Genomic DNA, 16,395 nt, shown 5'->3' with positions numbered 1-16,395 from the left:
GACATACATTGGGAAAGGTTGAATCGTTCTTCCTTACCCTCTTATCGTTCGAAGCTAATGGCTTCGCTTCAGGATAGCACCTTTTCCGCACAGGACTTCATGTCGGACGGTTGCTGGGCTTCGTAGGGCCTTGTTCCCTCCACCGCTCAGAATAAGAGTATCCGTTACGAAAACCATCATATAAATGACACTCGGTTATGTCAAGGGAATCGAACAAATTCGTAAAAGTTTTCACAGACTTGCAAAACATTTCTGTTTGTGAATCGTCAAACATTTTTTTATTTCGTTTCTATTTTTTAACACCTTGTGATAAGAGAATGTGATAAACTGTCTGTGTAAGAAAGCGCTTACTTAGAGAGAAGAAACGCTTGTGTTTAATTAGTGTGTCACATATAATTAAAAATGTCATACTGATTAAACGTAATCGCGGAAGTATGCGGATTTCATCCACATCTATTTAGGGGAAAGGTGGGATTCAGGATGGCGACAACGCTCCTGAAAATCGAAGAATTAATTAATGGTGCCGACATGTTACGGAACTTGACGGTTCCAGAATTGGTGGAAGAAGCCATTCAAAACGGTGAAGGGGTACTGACGAAAGACGGGGCATTATCTGTCAGCACAGGTGCTTTTACCGGACGGTCACCGAAAGACAAATTCGTCGTACAAGATGAAGTCAGCAACAACCTCGTCGATTGGGGGAAAGTCAACCAACCAATCGCAGAAGAGAAGTTCACAGCACTTCTTGACAAAGTAGTCGACCATTTAGAAAAGAAAGATAAACTTTACTACTTGGAAGCTTCTGCCGGTGCTGACAAGCACTACAATTTACCGGTTCGTGCCATCACAGAGTATGCATGGCATAGTCTATTTGCGAAACAGCTCTTCTTACGTGATTGGTCTACGAACAGTGCGTTCGACCCGTTCACAGTCATTTATGCACCGAGTTATAAAGCAGATCCAGCGGTCGATGGTACGAACTCTGAGACGTTCATTCTCGTTTCATTCGCCAAGCGCACGATTCTAATCGGGGGAACAGAGTACGGTGGCGAAATTAAGAAATCCATTTTCTCTGTCATGAACTTCCTATTGCCGGAACAAAACGTTTTATCCATGCACTGTTCGGCAAACGTCAACGATGCAAACGAGACAGCCCTCTTCTTTGGTTTATCGGGAACCGGGAAGACGACACTCTCTGCCGACCCTGAGCGTCACTTGATTGGAGATGATGAGCACGGATGGTCACCAGACGGGGTCTTTAACATCGAAGGTGGTTGCTACGCGAAGACGATCAACTTGTCGCGTGAGAACGAACCTGAAATTTATGATGCAATCCGATTCGGTTCTCTAATTGAGAACGTCGTTTTGAACGATGACCGTACACCGGACTATAAAAATATCTCCTTTACGGAGAATACCCGTGCGGCATATCCGATTGAGTTCATCGATAACGCGATGCTCCCATCACGCGCCGGTCATCCGAATACAATCGTCTTCTTGACGGCAGACGCATACGGTGTCTTGCCTCCAATCAGCAAATTGACGAAGGAACAGGCAATGTACCACTTCTTGTCTGGGTATACCTCGAAACTCGCTGGCACGGAGCGCGGGGTCACAGAACCTCAAGCGACGTTCTCGACTTGTTTCGGTTCACCGTTCCTTCCGCTCGCTCCAGAGCGTTATGCGGACATGCTCGGTAAATTGATTGAAGAACATGATGTCGATGTCTATCTTGTCAACACGGGTTGGACAGGCGGTGCCTATGGTGAAGGATCACGTATGAAACTCGCTTACACGCGTGCGATGGTCAATGCCGCAGTCAACGGACAGCTTCGTGACGTCGAGACGACGAAACATGATATTTTCAATGTCGAGATGCCTGTAGCTATTGAAGGCGTACCAAGCGATGTGCTCAATCCACGCGATACGTGGAGCGACCCAGCTCGCTACGATGTCGAGGCCAAAGCTCTAGCCATGAAGTTCAAAGAAAACTTTAAGCGTTTCACGAAAGCAAACGAATCGGTCATCGCGGCCGGTCCGCTCGTCATCTAATACAAAAGCACCGACTCATCGAGTCGGTGCTTTTGTATTTCGGAGCATCCAATCCATTGCTTGTTCGGTCGTCTCCCATTTATCCCAAAACGGGAGTTGATGACCGAACGGGAGTATCCAAAATTCAGCCTGTTCCCCTAACTTCTCTGCGACAGCTGTCGCATGGCGTAAACGAACCTGCTCGTCATCCGTCCCATGAATGAGTAGCGTCGGGGCCACCCAATCCTTGTAGAGCGGTGAGCGTTCCGTATAGGCCGTTTCTGCCGATTCAGGATCCCCACCTGTCATGCGACGCAACATTTTCCGCATCGATCGTTGTTCTTCATACGTCCACTCAAGATTCGTCACACCGGCCCACGAGGTGACGGTCGTGACTGGTCGTTCAGAAGCGAGGGAAAGGGCCATCATCCCGCCACGTGAAAAACCGAGTGCATGAATCGGTCGTCCGCTCGTTTCGATACGATCGTAAAGGGAGAGCACATCTTCCAAGTCTGCACCACCGAAGTCCTCTTTCCCTGTGCCGCCGTGATTGCCCCGGTAGACCGGAGCCACCACGTGAAAACCGCGGGCCGCAAATTGCATGAGGCGTGGTAACCGAACGTCCCCGATTCGTGCCGTTCCTCCTCGTAAGTACATCAACACCTGTCCGTTCGACCGTTTCGGTTCAATCGAATAGGCAACGACCTCTTCCCCATCATTCGTCGTGTACCACCCACGCGTCACCCGGTAACCGGCGTATGGTGGCAACACATCGATTCGATCAAACCAACTGTTGCTCATGGAGTACCCTCATCGTCTCTGGTAAGACGCGATCTTTCATCATAAAACTATAACGCGGATTCCGTAATAGATTGTCCGGCAAGACATCGATCAGGACGGCCCCATCCGTCTCGTCGACCGCGGGATGATCTTCGAATCGTTCAATCTCCGCAAAATAGATATTTTTGATGACGGTGTCCCCGCGACCGAGCACACGATATTGCCCCATGTACCGTAACGTCTTAACGATGCCCCCGGTCTCTTCATATACTTCCCGGATAGCAGCGGCATCCTCATGTTCTCCCGGCTCGACTTTCCCACCTGGGAACTCAAGCCCGCGTTGTTTATGCTTCGTCAATACCCACTTGTCCTTGTAACGGGCGACGACCCAGACGTGGAGCGGTGTGTCTGAGAACGGATAATGGGTGAAGCTTAACTCGACTTGATTATGATAGTAATCCTTGAATGTCTTCATAGTCCATCCCTTTCTTTCCCCTGTCTACTCTCACTTTACCTTGTCTTCACCCAGTTTCAAACAAAAAAATCGGTCCGACTGGCGGACCGATTCGTTTTCTTATTGATTCAAGCGTTTTTCAAGTTCTGCTTTTTGTTCTTCATAGCCCGGTTTACCGAGTAATGCGAACATGTTCGCTTTGTATGCTTCGACGCCTGGCTGGTTGAACGGGTTCACCCCGAGGATGTATCCGCTCATCGCACATGCTTTTTCAAAGAAGTAGAACAAGTAGCCGAGGTGATACGGTGTCATCTCTGGCAATTCGACAACAAGGTTCGGTACGTTTCCGTCCGTATGCGCAAGAAGCGTCCCTTCTGTCGCCTTATCGTTCACGAATTGAATCGTTTCACCTGCAAGGAAGTTCAATCCATCCAAGTCTTGCGCATCTTCTGGGACGTTCATCGAGTGACGGACTTCTTTCACACGGATGACTGTCTCGAACAAGTCGCGACGACCTTCTTGGATATATTGCCCCATCGAGTGGAGGTCCGTCGAGAAGTCGACAGCCGCAGGGAAGATCCCTTTGTTGTCTTTTCCTTCAGATTCTCCGTAAAGCTGTTTCCACCACTCCGACACGTAGTGAAGGGCTGGCTCGTAGTTGACGAGCATCTCAATCGATTTACCTTTGGCGTAAAGGGCGTTACGTACGACTGCATACTGATACGCTTCGTTCTCAGCCAATTCTGGTGAGCTGTAGGCGTTTTGTGCATCACGTGCGCCTTCCATCAAAGCATCGATATCGATTCCTGCAGCAGCAATCGGAAGAAGTCCGACTGGTGTGAGGACAGAGAAGCGTCCACCGACATCATCTGGAATCACGAACGTTTCGTATCCTTCTGCGTCCGCGAGCGTCTTGAGGGCGCCACGGGCACGGTCTGTCGTCGCATAGATTCGTTCACGCGCTCCATCTTGACCATACTTGTCTTCCATGAACTGCTTGAGTACACGGAATGCAATCGCAGGTTCTGTCGTCGTTCCTGATTTCGAGATGACGTTGATTGAGACGTCTTTCCCTTCGAGCACCTGAAGCAATTCTCTCATATACGTGGAAGAGATATTATGGCCTGCATAGAATACTTGTGGGGCCTTGCGCTCTTCTTTTGACAATACGTTGAAGAACGAATGTTGAAGCATTTCGATTGCTGCACGGGCTCCGAGGTAAGATCCTCCGATTCCGACGACGACGAGAACATCTGAATTCTCGCGAATTCGTTCCGCCGCAGCTTTGATTCGTGCGAACTCATCTTGATCGTATTCGGTCGGAAGGTCGACCCACCCAAGAAAATCACTTCCGGCACCGCTCCGCTCGTGAATCACCGAGTGAAGGGTTTTTACCGTTTCTTGCATTTGGTCGACTTCATGCTTCCCTACGAATGAGAGCGCGTTTGAATAATCGAAACGTACAGTTGACATGTCATTTCCTCCTTTAAATCGCTCCTGAAAGAGCCATACATGACCCATCATAAACGGAAACGTCGGATTCGTTCAATCATTATTGCAAAATAGGCAAGAATTTGCCTTATTTACTTAATTCAAGAATGTGAGCGACATCTTCCCGTTCGAGCGTACGGAAACGACCGAATGCGCCACGTTTCATCGCAGAATCGAGAATCGCATCGAATGTCGACTCATCGATCTCATAGTCACGGAGTGAGTTTGGTGCGCCAAGTTGGTCGAAGAATGCACGTACAGCTTGGATCGTACGTTTTCCTGTCTCCAAATCGTTCTCGCCAGGCTCGACATCAAATACTTCCGTACCAAGTCGTGCGAAGCGAGCGGCGTTGTCTTCATCTAAGACATGCTCCATCCAACGCGGGAAAAGGATTGCGAGACCACCAGCGTGCGGAATATCATGGACAGCCGATACGGCGTGTTCGATGTTGTGCGATGCCCAGTCTCCCGCTGCACCCATTTGAAGGACGCCGTTCAATGCCATCGTACCCGAGAACAAGATGATGGCACGAAGATCGACGTTTTCCAAATCGTTGACGAGTTTTGGTGCCGATTCGACGACCGCTTTCAACACACCTTCTGTCATGCGTTCTTGTACCGGCGCATGGTTCGGGTGGAAGTATTGCTCGAAACAGTGGCTCATCATGTCGACGATTCCGTAGATGGTCTGGTCTTTTGGAACCGAGACCGTATAGCGTGGATCAAGGATCGAGAATGTCGGGAAGACGAGCGGGTGACCCCAGCCGAACTTCTCTTGTGTTTCCCAGTTCGTGATGACCGAGCCTGAGTTCATTTCTGATCCTGTCGCTGCGAGTGTAAGGACCGTACCAAATGGCACCGCCTCTGTCGGGATATGTTCACGTAGCACGATGTCCCACGCATCCCCCTCATAAGGAATCGCTGCTGAAATCAGTTTCGTGCAGTCAATTACTGAGCCGCCACCGACAGCAAGCAACGCATCGACATTTTCTTCACGTGCAAATTTTACCGCGCGACGTACCGTCTCGATTCGTGGGTTCGGCTCAACCCCTGAGAAGTCTACGTATGAGATACCGGCTTTTTCAAGCTCAGCCACGACTTCATCGTACGTCCCGTTCTTTTTGATGCTTCCGCCACCATAGACGAGCATCACTTTCTTCGCGTCGAGCGCTTCCAGTTCACCTGCTAATTTTTCGATCTGATGTGTCCCAAAAATTAGTTTTGTCGGGTTTTTGTATTCAAAGTTGTGCATGATTCATCCTCCTCGTAGAAATATGTAACACCTACACTATATACCCTGTTTTCACGGAATGAAAAGTATCGTGCTTATGCGTAGATGCGGTCGATGATGCGATGGAGAATGACCGCTTCCTCTGCTTGTCGATAGTTCGGCGCCTCTCGACAGGCCTCAAGGAAGACTTGGATTTGCCGTTCGTACGGATCGTGTTCCGTCATATAAGCAGGACGTTCGTCAAAGAGCGCCCCATATTTCTCCGTGTGAAGCGTGAGCGGAAACAGACTGGCTCCAGCGTTCGTACCGCGACATTCCACACGCATCGTGTCCTTTATTTCAATGTTGGCCATATAACTGACATCGAGTAACAAAGATGCGCCGGTCTCGAACATGATCATCGCCCTCGCTGTATCTTCGACCGAAAAGGATTCATAGTCCCATTCACCCATCAAGCCGACACCTGGTCGATTCCCTAAATATTGACCGACATGACCGACAATCTCTTTTGGCTCCGGATAATCCATCAAGTGTAGCGCGAGATCTAACATATGGACACCGATATCGAGTAGCGCTCCTCCGCCTTGCAGTTCTTTGTTCGTGAACACGCCCCATCCCGGAATGCCACGTCGACGAAGGGCAAGTGCCGTTGCCGCATAGATGTCTCCGAGTTCACCCGCATTAATCATTCGCTTCAACAGAATCGTATCCGCACGATGTCGGTAATGGAATCCGTAATGCAATGTTTTTCCGGCTCTTTTGGCCGCTTCTAACATTTCAATCGCTTCATCTTCTGATATGCCCGGCGGTTTTTCGCAGAGAACGTGACACCCTGCTTCTAGCGCAAGAAGCACTTGCTCTTTATGTAAGGCGTTCGGTGTACAGATACTGACGGCATCGAGCTGTTCGCGCGAAAGCATCTCCTCGACCGTGTCATAGACGTTCGGGATATTAAACTGCCTGGCGACACGTTCTCCGTTCGCCCGTGTCCGGTTCATGACCGCTACCACATCCATCCCTGCTTTGACATAATTCGGGATGTGGGCACTCGTCGCAATCCCTCCCGCTCCGATGATGCCAATCTTCATCTCATCTCCTCCTATTCGGGTTACAGTTTCGTCATACGTCGCATCGATTCCTGTAAAACAAAAAAAGGCGACCCGTTTGGAACGGGTCACCTTGAAACACTTACTTCTTGAAGTTTGTGTTTTTGATCCAGTCTTCAAGTTTGTCTTTAAGGACTGTGAATCCTGGAGCTTCTTCTTGCTTGAAGTTTGAAGATGCTTCGTTGCGGCGTGGCGCACGACGAGCTGGCTTCGCAGACTTCTCGCGTTTTGGAGCTTCTTGCGTCGCTTTCATTGAAAGCTTGATTTTTTTAGAAGCTTCATCCACTTCAAGGATTTTCACTTCAACTTCTTGACCAACTTGAACGTAATCGTTTACGTCTTTTACGTAGTCGTGTGAGATTTCTGAAATGTGAACAAGACCTTGAGTCTCGTCATCGAGCGCTACGAAAGCACCGAAAGGTTGAATTCCTGTTACTTTACCTGTTAATACTTGATCTTTTTCGTATTTTGCCATTACAAACAACTCCTATGCTAAATTCATCAACTTACTATAACATACTTTTTTCGATAAAGTGTACAATTTAGCAAAAAAGATTATTTTTGACGTGTTGGTATGTTTTAAAGTCGAAGCGCGGGGTAAATACAAATCAAGCAAGACTTCAAGTATTCCCCCCTGATTCCGCTAGGCGACTCGCCTAGCCCTTTTTTTGCCTAAAATGTCGTAAACGGCTTTTGATGGCGAATCGGATAGGCTGTCTCCCCTACCATTTCATTCAGAATCAAGGCGTTTCGATAGACCGCCATCCCTAGATTCGTCGCAGCCGGTCCATGCGAATGTTCTATATTCGTATGCGTGAACATTTTTCCGGCTAGCGGTTCACTTATGACCACCTCATACGTTTCTCGAACCATCCATTCTCCCTCGGCTTCCCATACAATCGGGAGTTTCTCGATCCACGACGGAACGACCGGACGATACCCTGTCGCGACGACGACGAGGTCATACGCCTTCTCGATGATTTCTCCCGTATATCGTTGCGTCCCTTTTAACCGATGCGTCAACCAATCATAGGAGATCGATTCGACTTCGACCTGTGTCATCATTTCCGCTCGTTTGGGCTCACCTTCTGACGTCCGGTGATAGAGTGCCTCGTAAATGGATGTCATCGTCTCTGGATTGACACCATGACGGAAACGTTCGAATGAACCAAGCAACTCTTGCCGAGCATCATACGGTAGCTTATGAAAATAATCGACATAATCCACACTAAAAATTTCGTCCCCGAGCTTGCCTGCTTCGAGTGATTCAAAGTGTTCCGAGCGTGTGATCCAATCAATCCGTTGCTCGTCCGTCGCGTCACGCAATAAATCTAGGAAGACTTCTGCCGCACTTTGTCCGCTCCCGACGACCGCGACACGATATCGGTCTTTGAGGACGTCCCGGTACGTCAAATAATCGCTTGTATGAATCACTTGTTCAAACCCGTCCGGTACGAACGGTGCCGCCCCAGTTCCTAAAACGAGATGCTTTGTATGAACTTGTGTCGATTGACCATCTGATTCGACTGTCAAAATGAACCCATCCTCTTTCGCCTCGACGTCAGATACATAATGACCGAAACGAATCGTTGACAGTTGGTTAACAACCCACCGCAAATAACGATTGTATTCCGTTCGAGGAATCTTATCCTGTTCTTGCGTGATAAATGTTTGGAGACGTCCCACATCACGTAAATAGTTCAAAAAACTAAGCGCACTGGTCGGGTCCGCTGGCGTGACGAGATCTTGCAAATAGTGTGTCTGCATCGTCATCCCTTCAATCAACATGCCCTCATGCCATATCATCTCCGCACGTTGCTCAAAGCAAATCCCATGCAGTTCAGTCTTCTCCGCAAGAGCCATGAGACCAAGATTATACGGACCACACCCGACTGCAACAAAATCAAATTGTTTCATGTTTTTCACCTCGCCCGTCTTTTCCCTTTCGTTATTTCGCTAAAACGCCAAAGAACTCTCACGAATGAGAGTCCTTTATTGCTGTCACTTCAAATTGTTGCATGAATCGTTGAATCCGCCGAATGGCTTCCTGTAATTGTTCGAGCGATGTCGCGTAGCTCGCCCGGACGAACCCTTCCCCGCTTTCTCCGAAGGCGTTCCCGGGAACGACAGCGACTCGTTCTTCGATGAGAAGTCGTTCTGCGAATTCTTCGCTCGTTAATCCTGTATGACGAATCGAAGGGAAGGCATAGAATGCGCCACCCGGAACATGGGTTGGGAGTCCCGCCTCATTCAACGCTTGAATGAAGTAGTTGCGACGTTGGCTATAACTTTTCACCATGCCTGGCACATGTTGCTGACGAGTCCGAAGTGCCTCGAGTCCACCGAACTGAACGAGCGTCGGCGCACACATCATGCCGTATTGATGGACCTTCAACATCTCTCGCGTCACGACTTCGGGTGCGCACGTGAAGCCAAGGCGCCATCCTGTCATCGCGAACGCTTTTGAGAACCCGTTGACGACAATCGTCCGATCTCGCATATCGTGGAGTGTCGCAAAGCTGACGAACGGTTCGTCATAACAAAGTTCCGCATAAATCTCATCACTGACGACCCAAAGGTCATACTTTGTCGCGAGCTCTGCGATTTGCGCGAGTTCGTCGCCATTCATCGTGGCGCCCGTCGGATTGGACGGGAAGCAGAGCAAGATGGCTTTCGTCCGCTCTGTAATGGCTTTTTCGACGTCTTCCCGATCGAGTCGGAATCCTTTTTCCGGACGACATGCGACCGGCACGACAGTTCCACCTGCCAACTCGATAAGTGGACCGTATGAAACGAATGCCGGTTCGACCACGATGACCTCATCCCCTGGATTGAGAAGGGCGCGGAATGCGATATCGAGCGCTTGCGATGCCCCTGTCGTGACGATCAGTTCAGATGTCGGATCGTACTCGACTAAAAAGCGTTCTTTCATATAAGTAGCAATTTCTTCTCGTAACTCAATCAGACCGGCGTTAGCACTATACGCCGTGTACCCTTCTTCAAGCGCGGCATAGCTAGCTTCTCGCACGTTCCACGGTGTGATGAAATCCGGTTCTCCCACCCCGAGAGAGACCACATTTTCCATCGTCTGTGCCAAATCGAAGAAACGGCGGATGCCCGATGGCTTCATCGAGACGACTTGATTCGACAAAGACTTCATGGTGTGATGTTCAACCGCTTGTCTTCAGTTTGTGGGGTGAACAAGATTCCATCATGCTTGTACGTCTTTAATTTGAAGTGTGTCGTCGTCGACAAGACCGAGTCAAGTGGCGACAATTTGTCCGACACGAATGACGCGACGTCTTGTAATGAATTTGCCCGAATGACGACTTGAAGGTCATAGGCGCCAGACATCAAATAGAGAGCCGTCACTTCAGGGAAGCGATAAATACGCTCGGCCACATCATCAAACCCACGTCCACGTTTTGGCGTGACTTTGACGTCAATAAACGCGGTAACGTCATGTCGGTTGATTTTTTGCCAGTTCACCATCGCCCGGAAGCCGAGCAGAATACCGTCTTTTTTGAACTTCTCAAGCATCGACTCAATCGTCTCTTCATCGAGTGCCAATAAGTCTGCCAACATCTTCGTATCCAGGTATCCCTTTTCTTCTAACAACTCTAATAATTCAAGTTCTTTTGATGAATACATACTTATTCTCCTTCCGTTCGACCAGGTAGCTCGCCTGTGAACGTTCTCTCTGTCTGTCTTATATAGGAACGTCGTTCTTCCTGAACGATATGAAAATTCTTCATCTCCATGTCTGTCAAACCATGCTTTTGACAAAAATGATCAAAATAACGACGTCTCGTTTCATCCTGCTTCGCCGACAGGTTGTCGGTACCATTAAATGCATAAAGTACCGTCGCACGCGCCGGGTGTGACACGGTGAACGATTCCATCACCCTCAACAAGAAATCCCAATCCCAGTAATTGTAGACCTCTTCGTCAAATAGACCAATCGTGTCATGAATCGATTTGCGATACATCGTACCCGACGGGATAAACGTCGAGTCTTGACGCATTCGTTCACGATCAAACGCGTAAGCGAACGGTTCCCAGTCCGTCACGACACGACGACCTTCTCTCCATTCGAAGCGGAACAGTTCGGCGTCCGAATAAACGAGGTCTGCTTGTTGAAGGTCCCGTACACCCGCTTCCAGGTGCGTCGGCATAAGCAAATCGTCATCGTCTAGCAATAGGATGATGTCGCCTCTCGCTTCGAGAACGCCACGATTACGCGCCTTGACATGATGATTCTCTCCAACCTCAATCACACGAGCATTTAAACGATTCAAAAAAGGCGCCAAAAGATGTTGTTTTGGCGGCCCCTCATTATTCATGACCAAGACTTCGAACGCTTGAAACGTTTGGACCGTTAAGCTTTCAAGCAGTTCCGTCAGTTCCGTTTCGCGTTTATACGCTGGAATGACAATTGAAACAATCGGTTTCATCCGCGATATGCCGTTTCGACCTGTGGAAGAATGGCTTCCCAACTCACACCATTTTCTTTTGATACGGTCACGAAGTCTCCGTATGCGAAGACGCTCTCGACGCCTTCAATCTCAACTAGTTTCGCGAGGAGTGGTTGATCTGTCGCTTCTCCTGCTTTCACACTTTGGCTTTTTGCGCCGAATACGTTTTCTGGAAGTGTGACTTTCATCGCGTTCGGGTTCGGTGTTGGATCGATTCGTAACATAGTTGGTTCCTCCTTATAGTTGGCAAGATGACGATGCGAGAAGTCGCTGCGCCATCTCGAAAATCTCTGTTTCTGGTGGACACGCATCGAACGCCTCAAGAAGCGTGCGGCGAATCATCTCGGTCAATTGTTCTGAGGATTCGACATAGGTCAATGCCATCATCACCTCATCGAACTCTGGTCCGTATGAACCTGCCCCATAACCGAGTGGGTCCCATGTTAATAGTAAGTCTTCTGTACGCACTTGTTAAACCCTTCTTTTCGCTAAAATTCCATGCCCTACTTCACCAATCTACCTTACTTTTTAATCGGATACCAGCCTTGACAAATCGATTCGCTTTTCACGATTCTTCGAAACACTATATCTAGTATCGATCGATTCATGCAGGTATTTGGACGTGCGTCGTCAAATACAATACATTCGCACTTACATAGAGGTTCAAACACCCATCATTTGATGATGAAATCGAATTCATTTCTTTGTGAAGAATCACGCAATTGGAATCCATAATTTTTTTTCATCTCAGTTCTCTGTCTCAAATTGGGTCATGAAGCCCTTTTTGAGCAAAAGCAAAAAGGCGATGGGCACATTCCAGAATGTCAAGGATTGAAAAACTAAATATAGGTGTTTTATGATTAAAAAGATAAAAATGTGTCAATATATAGTTAACAGCTATTTTGATCGTTGACACATTATTGTGACAGGTTAGAAAGTTCTTATTATACTTTCATAACATCTACATCTATTAAAGGAGTGATCGATTTTGACATCCCCAATCCATCACGAGACGATGCTACCAGCAGCTCCAACGCTTGCTGATGTCTCTTCTCTTATTCAATCTATCCAAACACGTTATCCTCACTTAAGTGTTGAGCGCTATGAAGAGCGGGCGATTCGGGCGCTCGAAACGAAGACGCTAACACAAGATGTAGTGTATGACTTATTGACGATGCATGCCCTTGATATGTTAAAAGCCGAAGAACCCGACTGGACGTTCGTGGCTACGGAGATGTATTTGAATCGTCTCTACCTCGAGGCAGCACGTAACCGCGGCTATGAGGCATCGATGCGTTACGGTAACTTCTATCAACTTGTCGAGACGTTGACATCAAAACGCATCTTCACGTCAGCGCTCCTCGATACGTATTCAAAAGAAGATATGGACCATCTCGAAACATTGCTCGACCCATCCCGTGACCGTCTCTTCACATATATCGGACTCCGCACGTTGTCGGACCGCTATCTCGGGCGCGATCATGTGAAGAACCTATATGAGCTTCCACAGGAACGCTTCATGGTCATCGCCATGACGCTCATGCAAAAAGAGAAAGAAGAAACTCGTTTAAAACTCGTCGAAGAAGCCTATTGGGCCTTATCAAATCTCTACATGACGGTCGCGACACCAACGTTGTCGAACGCTGGAAAATCATATGGACAGCTCAGCTCTTGTTTTATTGATACAGTCGATGATTCGCTTCGTGGCATTTATGATTCCAATACAGATGTAGCGACACTCTCGAAAGGTGGCGGCGGAATCGGTGTCTACCTCGGGAAGATTCGTTCACGTGGAAGTGACATCAAAGGATTCAAAGGCGTCTCAAGTGGTGCCCTTCCTTGGATGAAGCAATTGAACAACACGGCCGTCTCGGTCGACCAACTCGGTATGCGCCAAGGCTCGATTGCTGTCTATTTAGACATTTGGCATAAGGACATCTTCGAGTTCCTCGATGCGAAATTGAACAATGGGGATGAGCGCCTCCGGACACATGACTTGTTCACCGGTGTCTGCTTACCGGACCTCTTCATGCGCACGGTCGAGGAACGCGGCGACTGGCACTTGTTCGACCCACACGAAATTCGCACGGTCATGGGGTATAGCCTCGAAGACTATTTCGATGAGACGGAGAACGGCGGCAGCTTCACTGAAAAATATATGGAGTGTGTCAATACACCTGAGCTATCACGCGTGACGGTTCCTGCCATCGACCTCGTGAAGCGTTACATGCGCTCACAACTTGAAACAGGTACACCATACATGTTCTTCCGTGACGCCGTGAACCGGGCGAACCCAAATAAACATGCAGGGATGATTTACAGTTCAAATCTCTGTTCAGAAATCGCGCAAAACATGTCGGCCACGACGATCGAAGAAGAGTACACGCAAGATGGGAAAATTGTCATCACGAAAACGCCAGGCGATTTCGTTGTTTGTAACTTGAGCTCAATCGCACTCGCTCGTGCAGTGAAAGCCGATGTTCTCGAACGACTCATCCCAATTCAAATGCGTATGCTCGACAACGTCATCGACTTGAACACCATTGAAGTGCCACAAGCGATGATCACGAACCAGAAATATCGTGCGGTCGGTCTCGGAACATTCGGTTGGCACCATTTGCTCGCACTCGAAGGAATCCGCTGGGAATCGGTCGATGCCGTCCAATACGCAGAAAAGCTTTATGAGAAGATTGCTTACCTCACGATTCAAGCTTCAATGGAACTCGCCAAGGAAAAAGGCGCGTTCGGTGTCTTCGAAGGTTCAGAATGGCATACAGGCGAATACTTCAAGCGCCGGAACTATCGTTCACATGATGACCTCGATTGGGACGGTCTCGCTGAAGCGGTGCATCAAAACGGTGTCCGTAACGCCTATATGATGGCTGTCGCACCAAACTCATCAACGGCGATTATCGCTGGTAGCACTGCCTCGATCGATCCAGTCTACAAAAAAGTCTACTCAGAAGAGAAGAAAAACTATAAGATTCCAGTCACGGTGCCGGACTTGACACCGGACACGAACTGGTTCTATAAATCAGCATTTGAAATCGATCAATTATGGAGCATCCGTCAAAACGCGGCTCGCCAGCGCCACATCGACCAAGCCATCAGCTTCAACTTATATGTGAAGAACGATGTGAAAGCAACAGAGCTTCTCGCGATGCATTTAGAAGCTTGGTCTCTCGGTATGAAATCGATTTATTACACACGTTCAACGACCGTTGAAGTGGATGAATGCGAATCTTGTGCCTCATAATTAGTCCGTTTTTATGAAAGGTGGTTAACGACATGAACATTGCAATCATTTGTCATTCGATGAGCGGAAACACGGAAGAAGTGGCAACGCTCATCGAGTCGACCCACCATCATCGTGGCGACCACGTCGTTCGCTACGATGCCGATCGGGTCGGCTACCGGGAAGCAAAGTCTCTCGCGTCGTGTGACCTCGTCTACTTCGGATCATACACGTGGGCGGATGGCATCTTGCCGGATGAAATGAAGGACACGTTCCGTCTCGTGCTAAAAGAATTGAATGTACCAATTCGTCAGGCAGCCGTGTTCGGAACGGGTGACAAAATGTTTGTTCATTTCTGTCGCGCGGTCGATGAGATGGCGTATCACCTTTCAAAATACGGAATCCCGCTCGCCGGGGAACTGCTTAAAATCGAGCAGTCCCCACGTAACCAGCCGTTCAACGTCCAGCATTGGGCAGAGCGGATGGCTCAACATGTAGAAGAAGGAGTTATGCATCATGTCGATTCAAAAAATCAAATTATTGTCGCCCAAACATCCTAACCGGGCAACCGCCATCATTGGTGGCGAAACCAGTTCAATCGTAAACTGGAACGATATCGCGTATCCTCAGTTCTATACGATTTACAAGCAGTTGCTTTCAAACTTTTGGATCCCAGATGAGATTTCGATGTCTAAGGACATGCAACAATGGCCGCAATTGACTGAACGTGAACAGGATGCATTTAAACGGATCATCGGACTGCTCTCGATTCTCGACTCTGTCCAGACACGATACATCCTCGAGTCCTCTATGTTCTCATCTGACTCGTCTGTTCATGCCGTACTTGCCGTCATCGCGCAACAAGAGGTCGTGCACAATCAATCATACAGCTACGTCCTATCGAGCCTCGTGCCACTCGCTGAACAAAATCGCATCTTTGATATCGCCAAAGACGACGAGATGGTCATGAAACGTAACCAATTCATTTTGGACTTATATGAAGCGTTCCGCGAAACACCGAACGCCGAAAACTTTGCGAAATCACTCGTTGCCTCGGTTATTTTGGAGGGGATTAACTTCTATTCAGGCTTCGCCTACTTCTATAACCTTGCCCGTCACCAAAAGATGGTCGGGACGTCAACGATGATCAGTTATATCCAACGTGATGAGATGCAGCATTCTTACTTCATCAGTCAACTCTTACGTGCCGTACTGACAGAAAATCCTAAGATCGATGAAAACGGACAGTTCAGTCAGTTCGTATACGACACGATGGCAGAAGCGGTCGACCTCGAGATTGAGTGGTGTGAATACGTACTTCGCGACCTCGATGGACTCGACGTCAGTGAAATGCGTGACTACGTCAAATACTTGGCAAATAAACGTTTACGTGTCATCGGTCTGAACGACTTGTATGAAGGATTTGACGAAGATGTCATGCCTTGGATCCGTGCATACTCAGATGACTCGCTCAATGCAACAAAATCTGATTTCTTCGAACAGAAGTCACGCTCTTATGCGAAAGTGACAGACGCGAACGGATTTGATGATTTATAAAATAGTACCGAACCGATTCAATCGGTTCGGTTTTT

The 16,395-nt window shown here is 48.4% G+C and carries 16 protein-coding genes and 1 riboswitch; of the genes, 4 read left to right on the top strand and 12 right to left on the bottom strand.

The window, feature by feature from the left end; translation table 11 throughout:
* Positions 1-38: 38 nt before the first annotated feature.
* A riboswitch (SAM riboswitch) is annotated at positions 39-158 on the bottom strand.
* A gap of 322 nt (positions 159-480) precedes the next feature.
* A complete protein-coding gene (pckA, locus tag KNO94_RS05555) occupies positions 481-2,052 on the top strand; it encodes a phosphoenolpyruvate carboxykinase (ATP) (protein WP_214778102.1) in 1,572 nt (523 codons plus the stop codon).
* Between the two features lie 15 nt (positions 2,053-2,067).
* Here the strand turns inward: pckA and KNO94_RS05550 are convergent, their stop codons facing one another.
* From KNO94_RS05550 to KNO94_RS05495, 12 genes are all read right to left on the bottom strand, one after another.
* Positions 2,068-2,832 (bottom strand): alpha/beta hydrolase family protein, encoded by a 765-nt coding sequence (locus tag KNO94_RS05550; protein ID WP_214778101.1) that lies wholly within the window; start codon positions 2,830-2,832, stop codon positions 2,068-2,070.
* Positions 2,813-3,286 (bottom strand): RNA deprotection pyrophosphohydrolase, encoded by a 474-nt coding sequence (gene ytkD / locus KNO94_RS05545; RefSeq protein ID WP_214778100.1) that lies wholly within the window; start codon positions 3,284-3,286, stop codon positions 2,813-2,815. Before ytkD ends, KNO94_RS05550 begins: the two co-directional genes overlap by 20 nt.
* 99 nt (positions 3,287-3,385) lie before the next feature.
* The gene (locus KNO94_RS05540) at positions 3,386-4,738 is read right to left on the bottom strand and encodes a glucose-6-phosphate isomerase (protein ID WP_214778099.1); all 1,353 of its coding nucleotides are present in this window, start codon (positions 4,736-4,738) and stop codon (positions 3,386-3,388) included.
* 106 nt (positions 4,739-4,844) lie between these two features.
* Positions 4,845-6,008, bottom strand: a complete 1,164-nt coding sequence (locus tag KNO94_RS05535) for an iron-containing alcohol dehydrogenase (RefSeq protein ID WP_214741476.1) — start codon at positions 6,006-6,008, stop codon at positions 4,845-4,847.
* A gap of 74 nt (positions 6,009-6,082) precedes the next feature.
* Positions 6,083-7,075: a Gfo/Idh/MocA family protein gene (locus KNO94_RS05530; protein WP_214778098.1), complete on the bottom strand. Its 993-nt coding sequence runs from the start codon at positions 7,073-7,075 to the stop codon at positions 6,083-6,085.
* Between the two features lie 100 nt (positions 7,076-7,175).
* Complete coding sequence (yugI, locus tag KNO94_RS05525) at positions 7,176-7,568, bottom strand: S1 domain-containing post-transcriptional regulator GSP13 (protein ID WP_074033496.1); 393 nt, start codon at positions 7,566-7,568, stop codon at positions 7,176-7,178.
* Between the two features lie 197 nt (positions 7,569-7,765).
* Positions 7,766-9,010, bottom strand: a complete 1,245-nt coding sequence (locus KNO94_RS05520; protein WP_214778097.1) for a lysine N(6)-hydroxylase/L-ornithine N(5)-oxygenase family protein — start codon at positions 9,008-9,010, stop codon at positions 7,766-7,768.
* A 58-nt stretch (positions 9,011-9,068) separates the two neighbouring features.
* Positions 9,069-10,253: an aminotransferase gene (locus KNO94_RS05515; RefSeq protein WP_214778095.1), complete on the bottom strand. Its 1,185-nt coding sequence runs from the start codon at positions 10,251-10,253 to the stop codon at positions 9,069-9,071.
* Positions 10,250-10,744, bottom strand: coding sequence for an Lrp/AsnC family transcriptional regulator (locus tag KNO94_RS05510; RefSeq protein ID WP_214741484.1), 495 nt, complete (start codon positions 10,742-10,744; stop codon positions 10,250-10,252). Before KNO94_RS05510 ends, KNO94_RS05515 begins: the two co-directional genes overlap by 4 nt.
* A gap of 2 nt (positions 10,745-10,746) precedes the next feature.
* On the bottom strand, positions 10,747-11,547 hold the full coding sequence (locus KNO94_RS05505; RefSeq protein ID WP_214778093.1) for a glycosyltransferase family 2 protein: 801 nt from the start codon (positions 11,545-11,547) through the stop codon (positions 10,747-10,749).
* On the bottom strand, positions 11,544-11,792 hold the full coding sequence (locus tag KNO94_RS05500) for a NifU N-terminal domain-containing protein (RefSeq protein ID WP_026825527.1): 249 nt from the start codon (positions 11,790-11,792) through the stop codon (positions 11,544-11,546). The genes KNO94_RS05505 and KNO94_RS05500 overlap by 4 nt, the downstream gene beginning before the upstream one ends.
* A 13-nt stretch (positions 11,793-11,805) precedes the next feature.
* Entirely contained in the window at positions 11,806-12,036 is a 231-nt protein-coding gene (locus KNO94_RS05495; protein ID WP_214778091.1) for a DUF1871 family protein, read from the bottom strand.
* 532 nt (positions 12,037-12,568) lie between these two features.
* Between KNO94_RS05495 and KNO94_RS05490 the strand changes: the two genes are divergently transcribed.
* From KNO94_RS05490 to KNO94_RS05480, 3 genes are read left to right on the top strand one after another with little or no spacing between them, the layout of a single operon-like run.
* On the top strand, positions 12,569-14,824 hold the full coding sequence (locus KNO94_RS05490) for a ribonucleoside-diphosphate reductase subunit alpha (RefSeq protein ID WP_483299171.1): 2,256 nt from the start codon (positions 12,569-12,571) through the stop codon (positions 14,822-14,824).
* Between the two features lie 32 nt (positions 14,825-14,856).
* Positions 14,857-15,363, top strand: coding sequence for a flavodoxin domain-containing protein (locus KNO94_RS05485; protein ID WP_214778089.1), 507 nt, complete (start codon positions 14,857-14,859; stop codon positions 15,361-15,363).
* On the top strand, positions 15,320-16,360 hold the full coding sequence (locus KNO94_RS05480; protein ID WP_047795143.1) for a ribonucleotide-diphosphate reductase subunit beta: 1,041 nt from the start codon (positions 15,320-15,322) through the stop codon (positions 16,358-16,360). Before KNO94_RS05485 ends, KNO94_RS05480 begins: the two co-directional genes overlap by 44 nt.
* Positions 16,361-16,395: the final 35 nt, after the last annotated feature.

Origin of the sequence: Exiguobacterium sp. s22 (genome assembly GCF_018617455.1) — a bacterium.
GTDB lineage: Bacteria > Bacillota > Bacilli > Exiguobacteriales > Exiguobacteriaceae > Exiguobacterium.
This window is presented reverse-complemented; position numbering and strand designations above follow the sequence as displayed.

What these genes read in the sequence shown, in the direction of transcription:
- pckA (WP_214778102.1), top strand. Translation starts at nt 481, where the DNA reads ATGGCGACAACGCTCCTGAAAATCGAAGAATTAATTAATGGTGCCGAC.
- KNO94_RS05505 (WP_214778093.1), bottom strand. Translation starts at nt 11,547, where the DNA reads ATGAAACCGATTGTTTCAATTGTCATTCCAGCGTATAAACGCGAAACG.
- KNO94_RS05535 (WP_214741476.1), bottom strand. Translation starts at nt 6,008, where the DNA reads ATGCACAACTTTGAATACAAAAACCCGACAAAACTAATTTTTGGGACA.
- KNO94_RS05485 (WP_214778089.1), top strand. Translation starts at nt 14,857, where the DNA reads ATGAACATTGCAATCATTTGTCATTCGATGAGCGGAAACACGGAAGAA.
- KNO94_RS05510 (WP_214741484.1), bottom strand. Translation starts at nt 10,744, where the DNA reads ATGTATTCATCAAAAGAACTTGAATTATTAGAGTTGTTAGAAGAAAAG.
- KNO94_RS05515 (WP_214778095.1), bottom strand. Translation starts at nt 10,253, where the DNA reads ATGAAGTCTTTGTCGAATCAAGTCGTCTCGATGAAGCCATCGGGCATC.
- KNO94_RS05540 (WP_214778099.1), bottom strand. Translation starts at nt 4,738, where the DNA reads ATGTCAACTGTACGTTTCGATTATTCAAACGCGCTCTCATTCGTAGGG.
- KNO94_RS05480 (WP_047795143.1), top strand. Translation starts at nt 15,320, where the DNA reads ATGTCGATTCAAAAAATCAAATTATTGTCGCCCAAACATCCTAACCGG.
- KNO94_RS05520 (WP_214778097.1), bottom strand. Translation starts at nt 9,010, where the DNA reads ATGAAACAATTTGATTTTGTTGCAGTCGGGTGTGGTCCGTATAATCTT.
- KNO94_RS05500 (WP_026825527.1), bottom strand. Translation starts at nt 11,792, where the DNA reads ATGTTACGAATCGATCCAACACCGAACCCGAACGCGATGAAAGTCACA.
- KNO94_RS05550 (WP_214778101.1), bottom strand. Translation starts at nt 2,832, where the DNA reads ATGAGCAACAGTTGGTTTGATCGAATCGATGTGTTGCCACCATACGCC.
- yugI (WP_074033496.1), bottom strand. Translation starts at nt 7,568, where the DNA reads ATGGCAAAATACGAAAAAGATCAAGTATTAACAGGTAAAGTAACAGGA.
- ytkD (WP_214778100.1), bottom strand. Translation starts at nt 3,286, where the DNA reads ATGAAGACATTCAAGGATTACTATCATAATCAAGTCGAGTTAAGCTTC.
- KNO94_RS05530 (WP_214778098.1), bottom strand. Translation starts at nt 7,075, where the DNA reads ATGAAGATTGGCATCATCGGAGCGGGAGGGATTGCGACGAGTGCCCAC.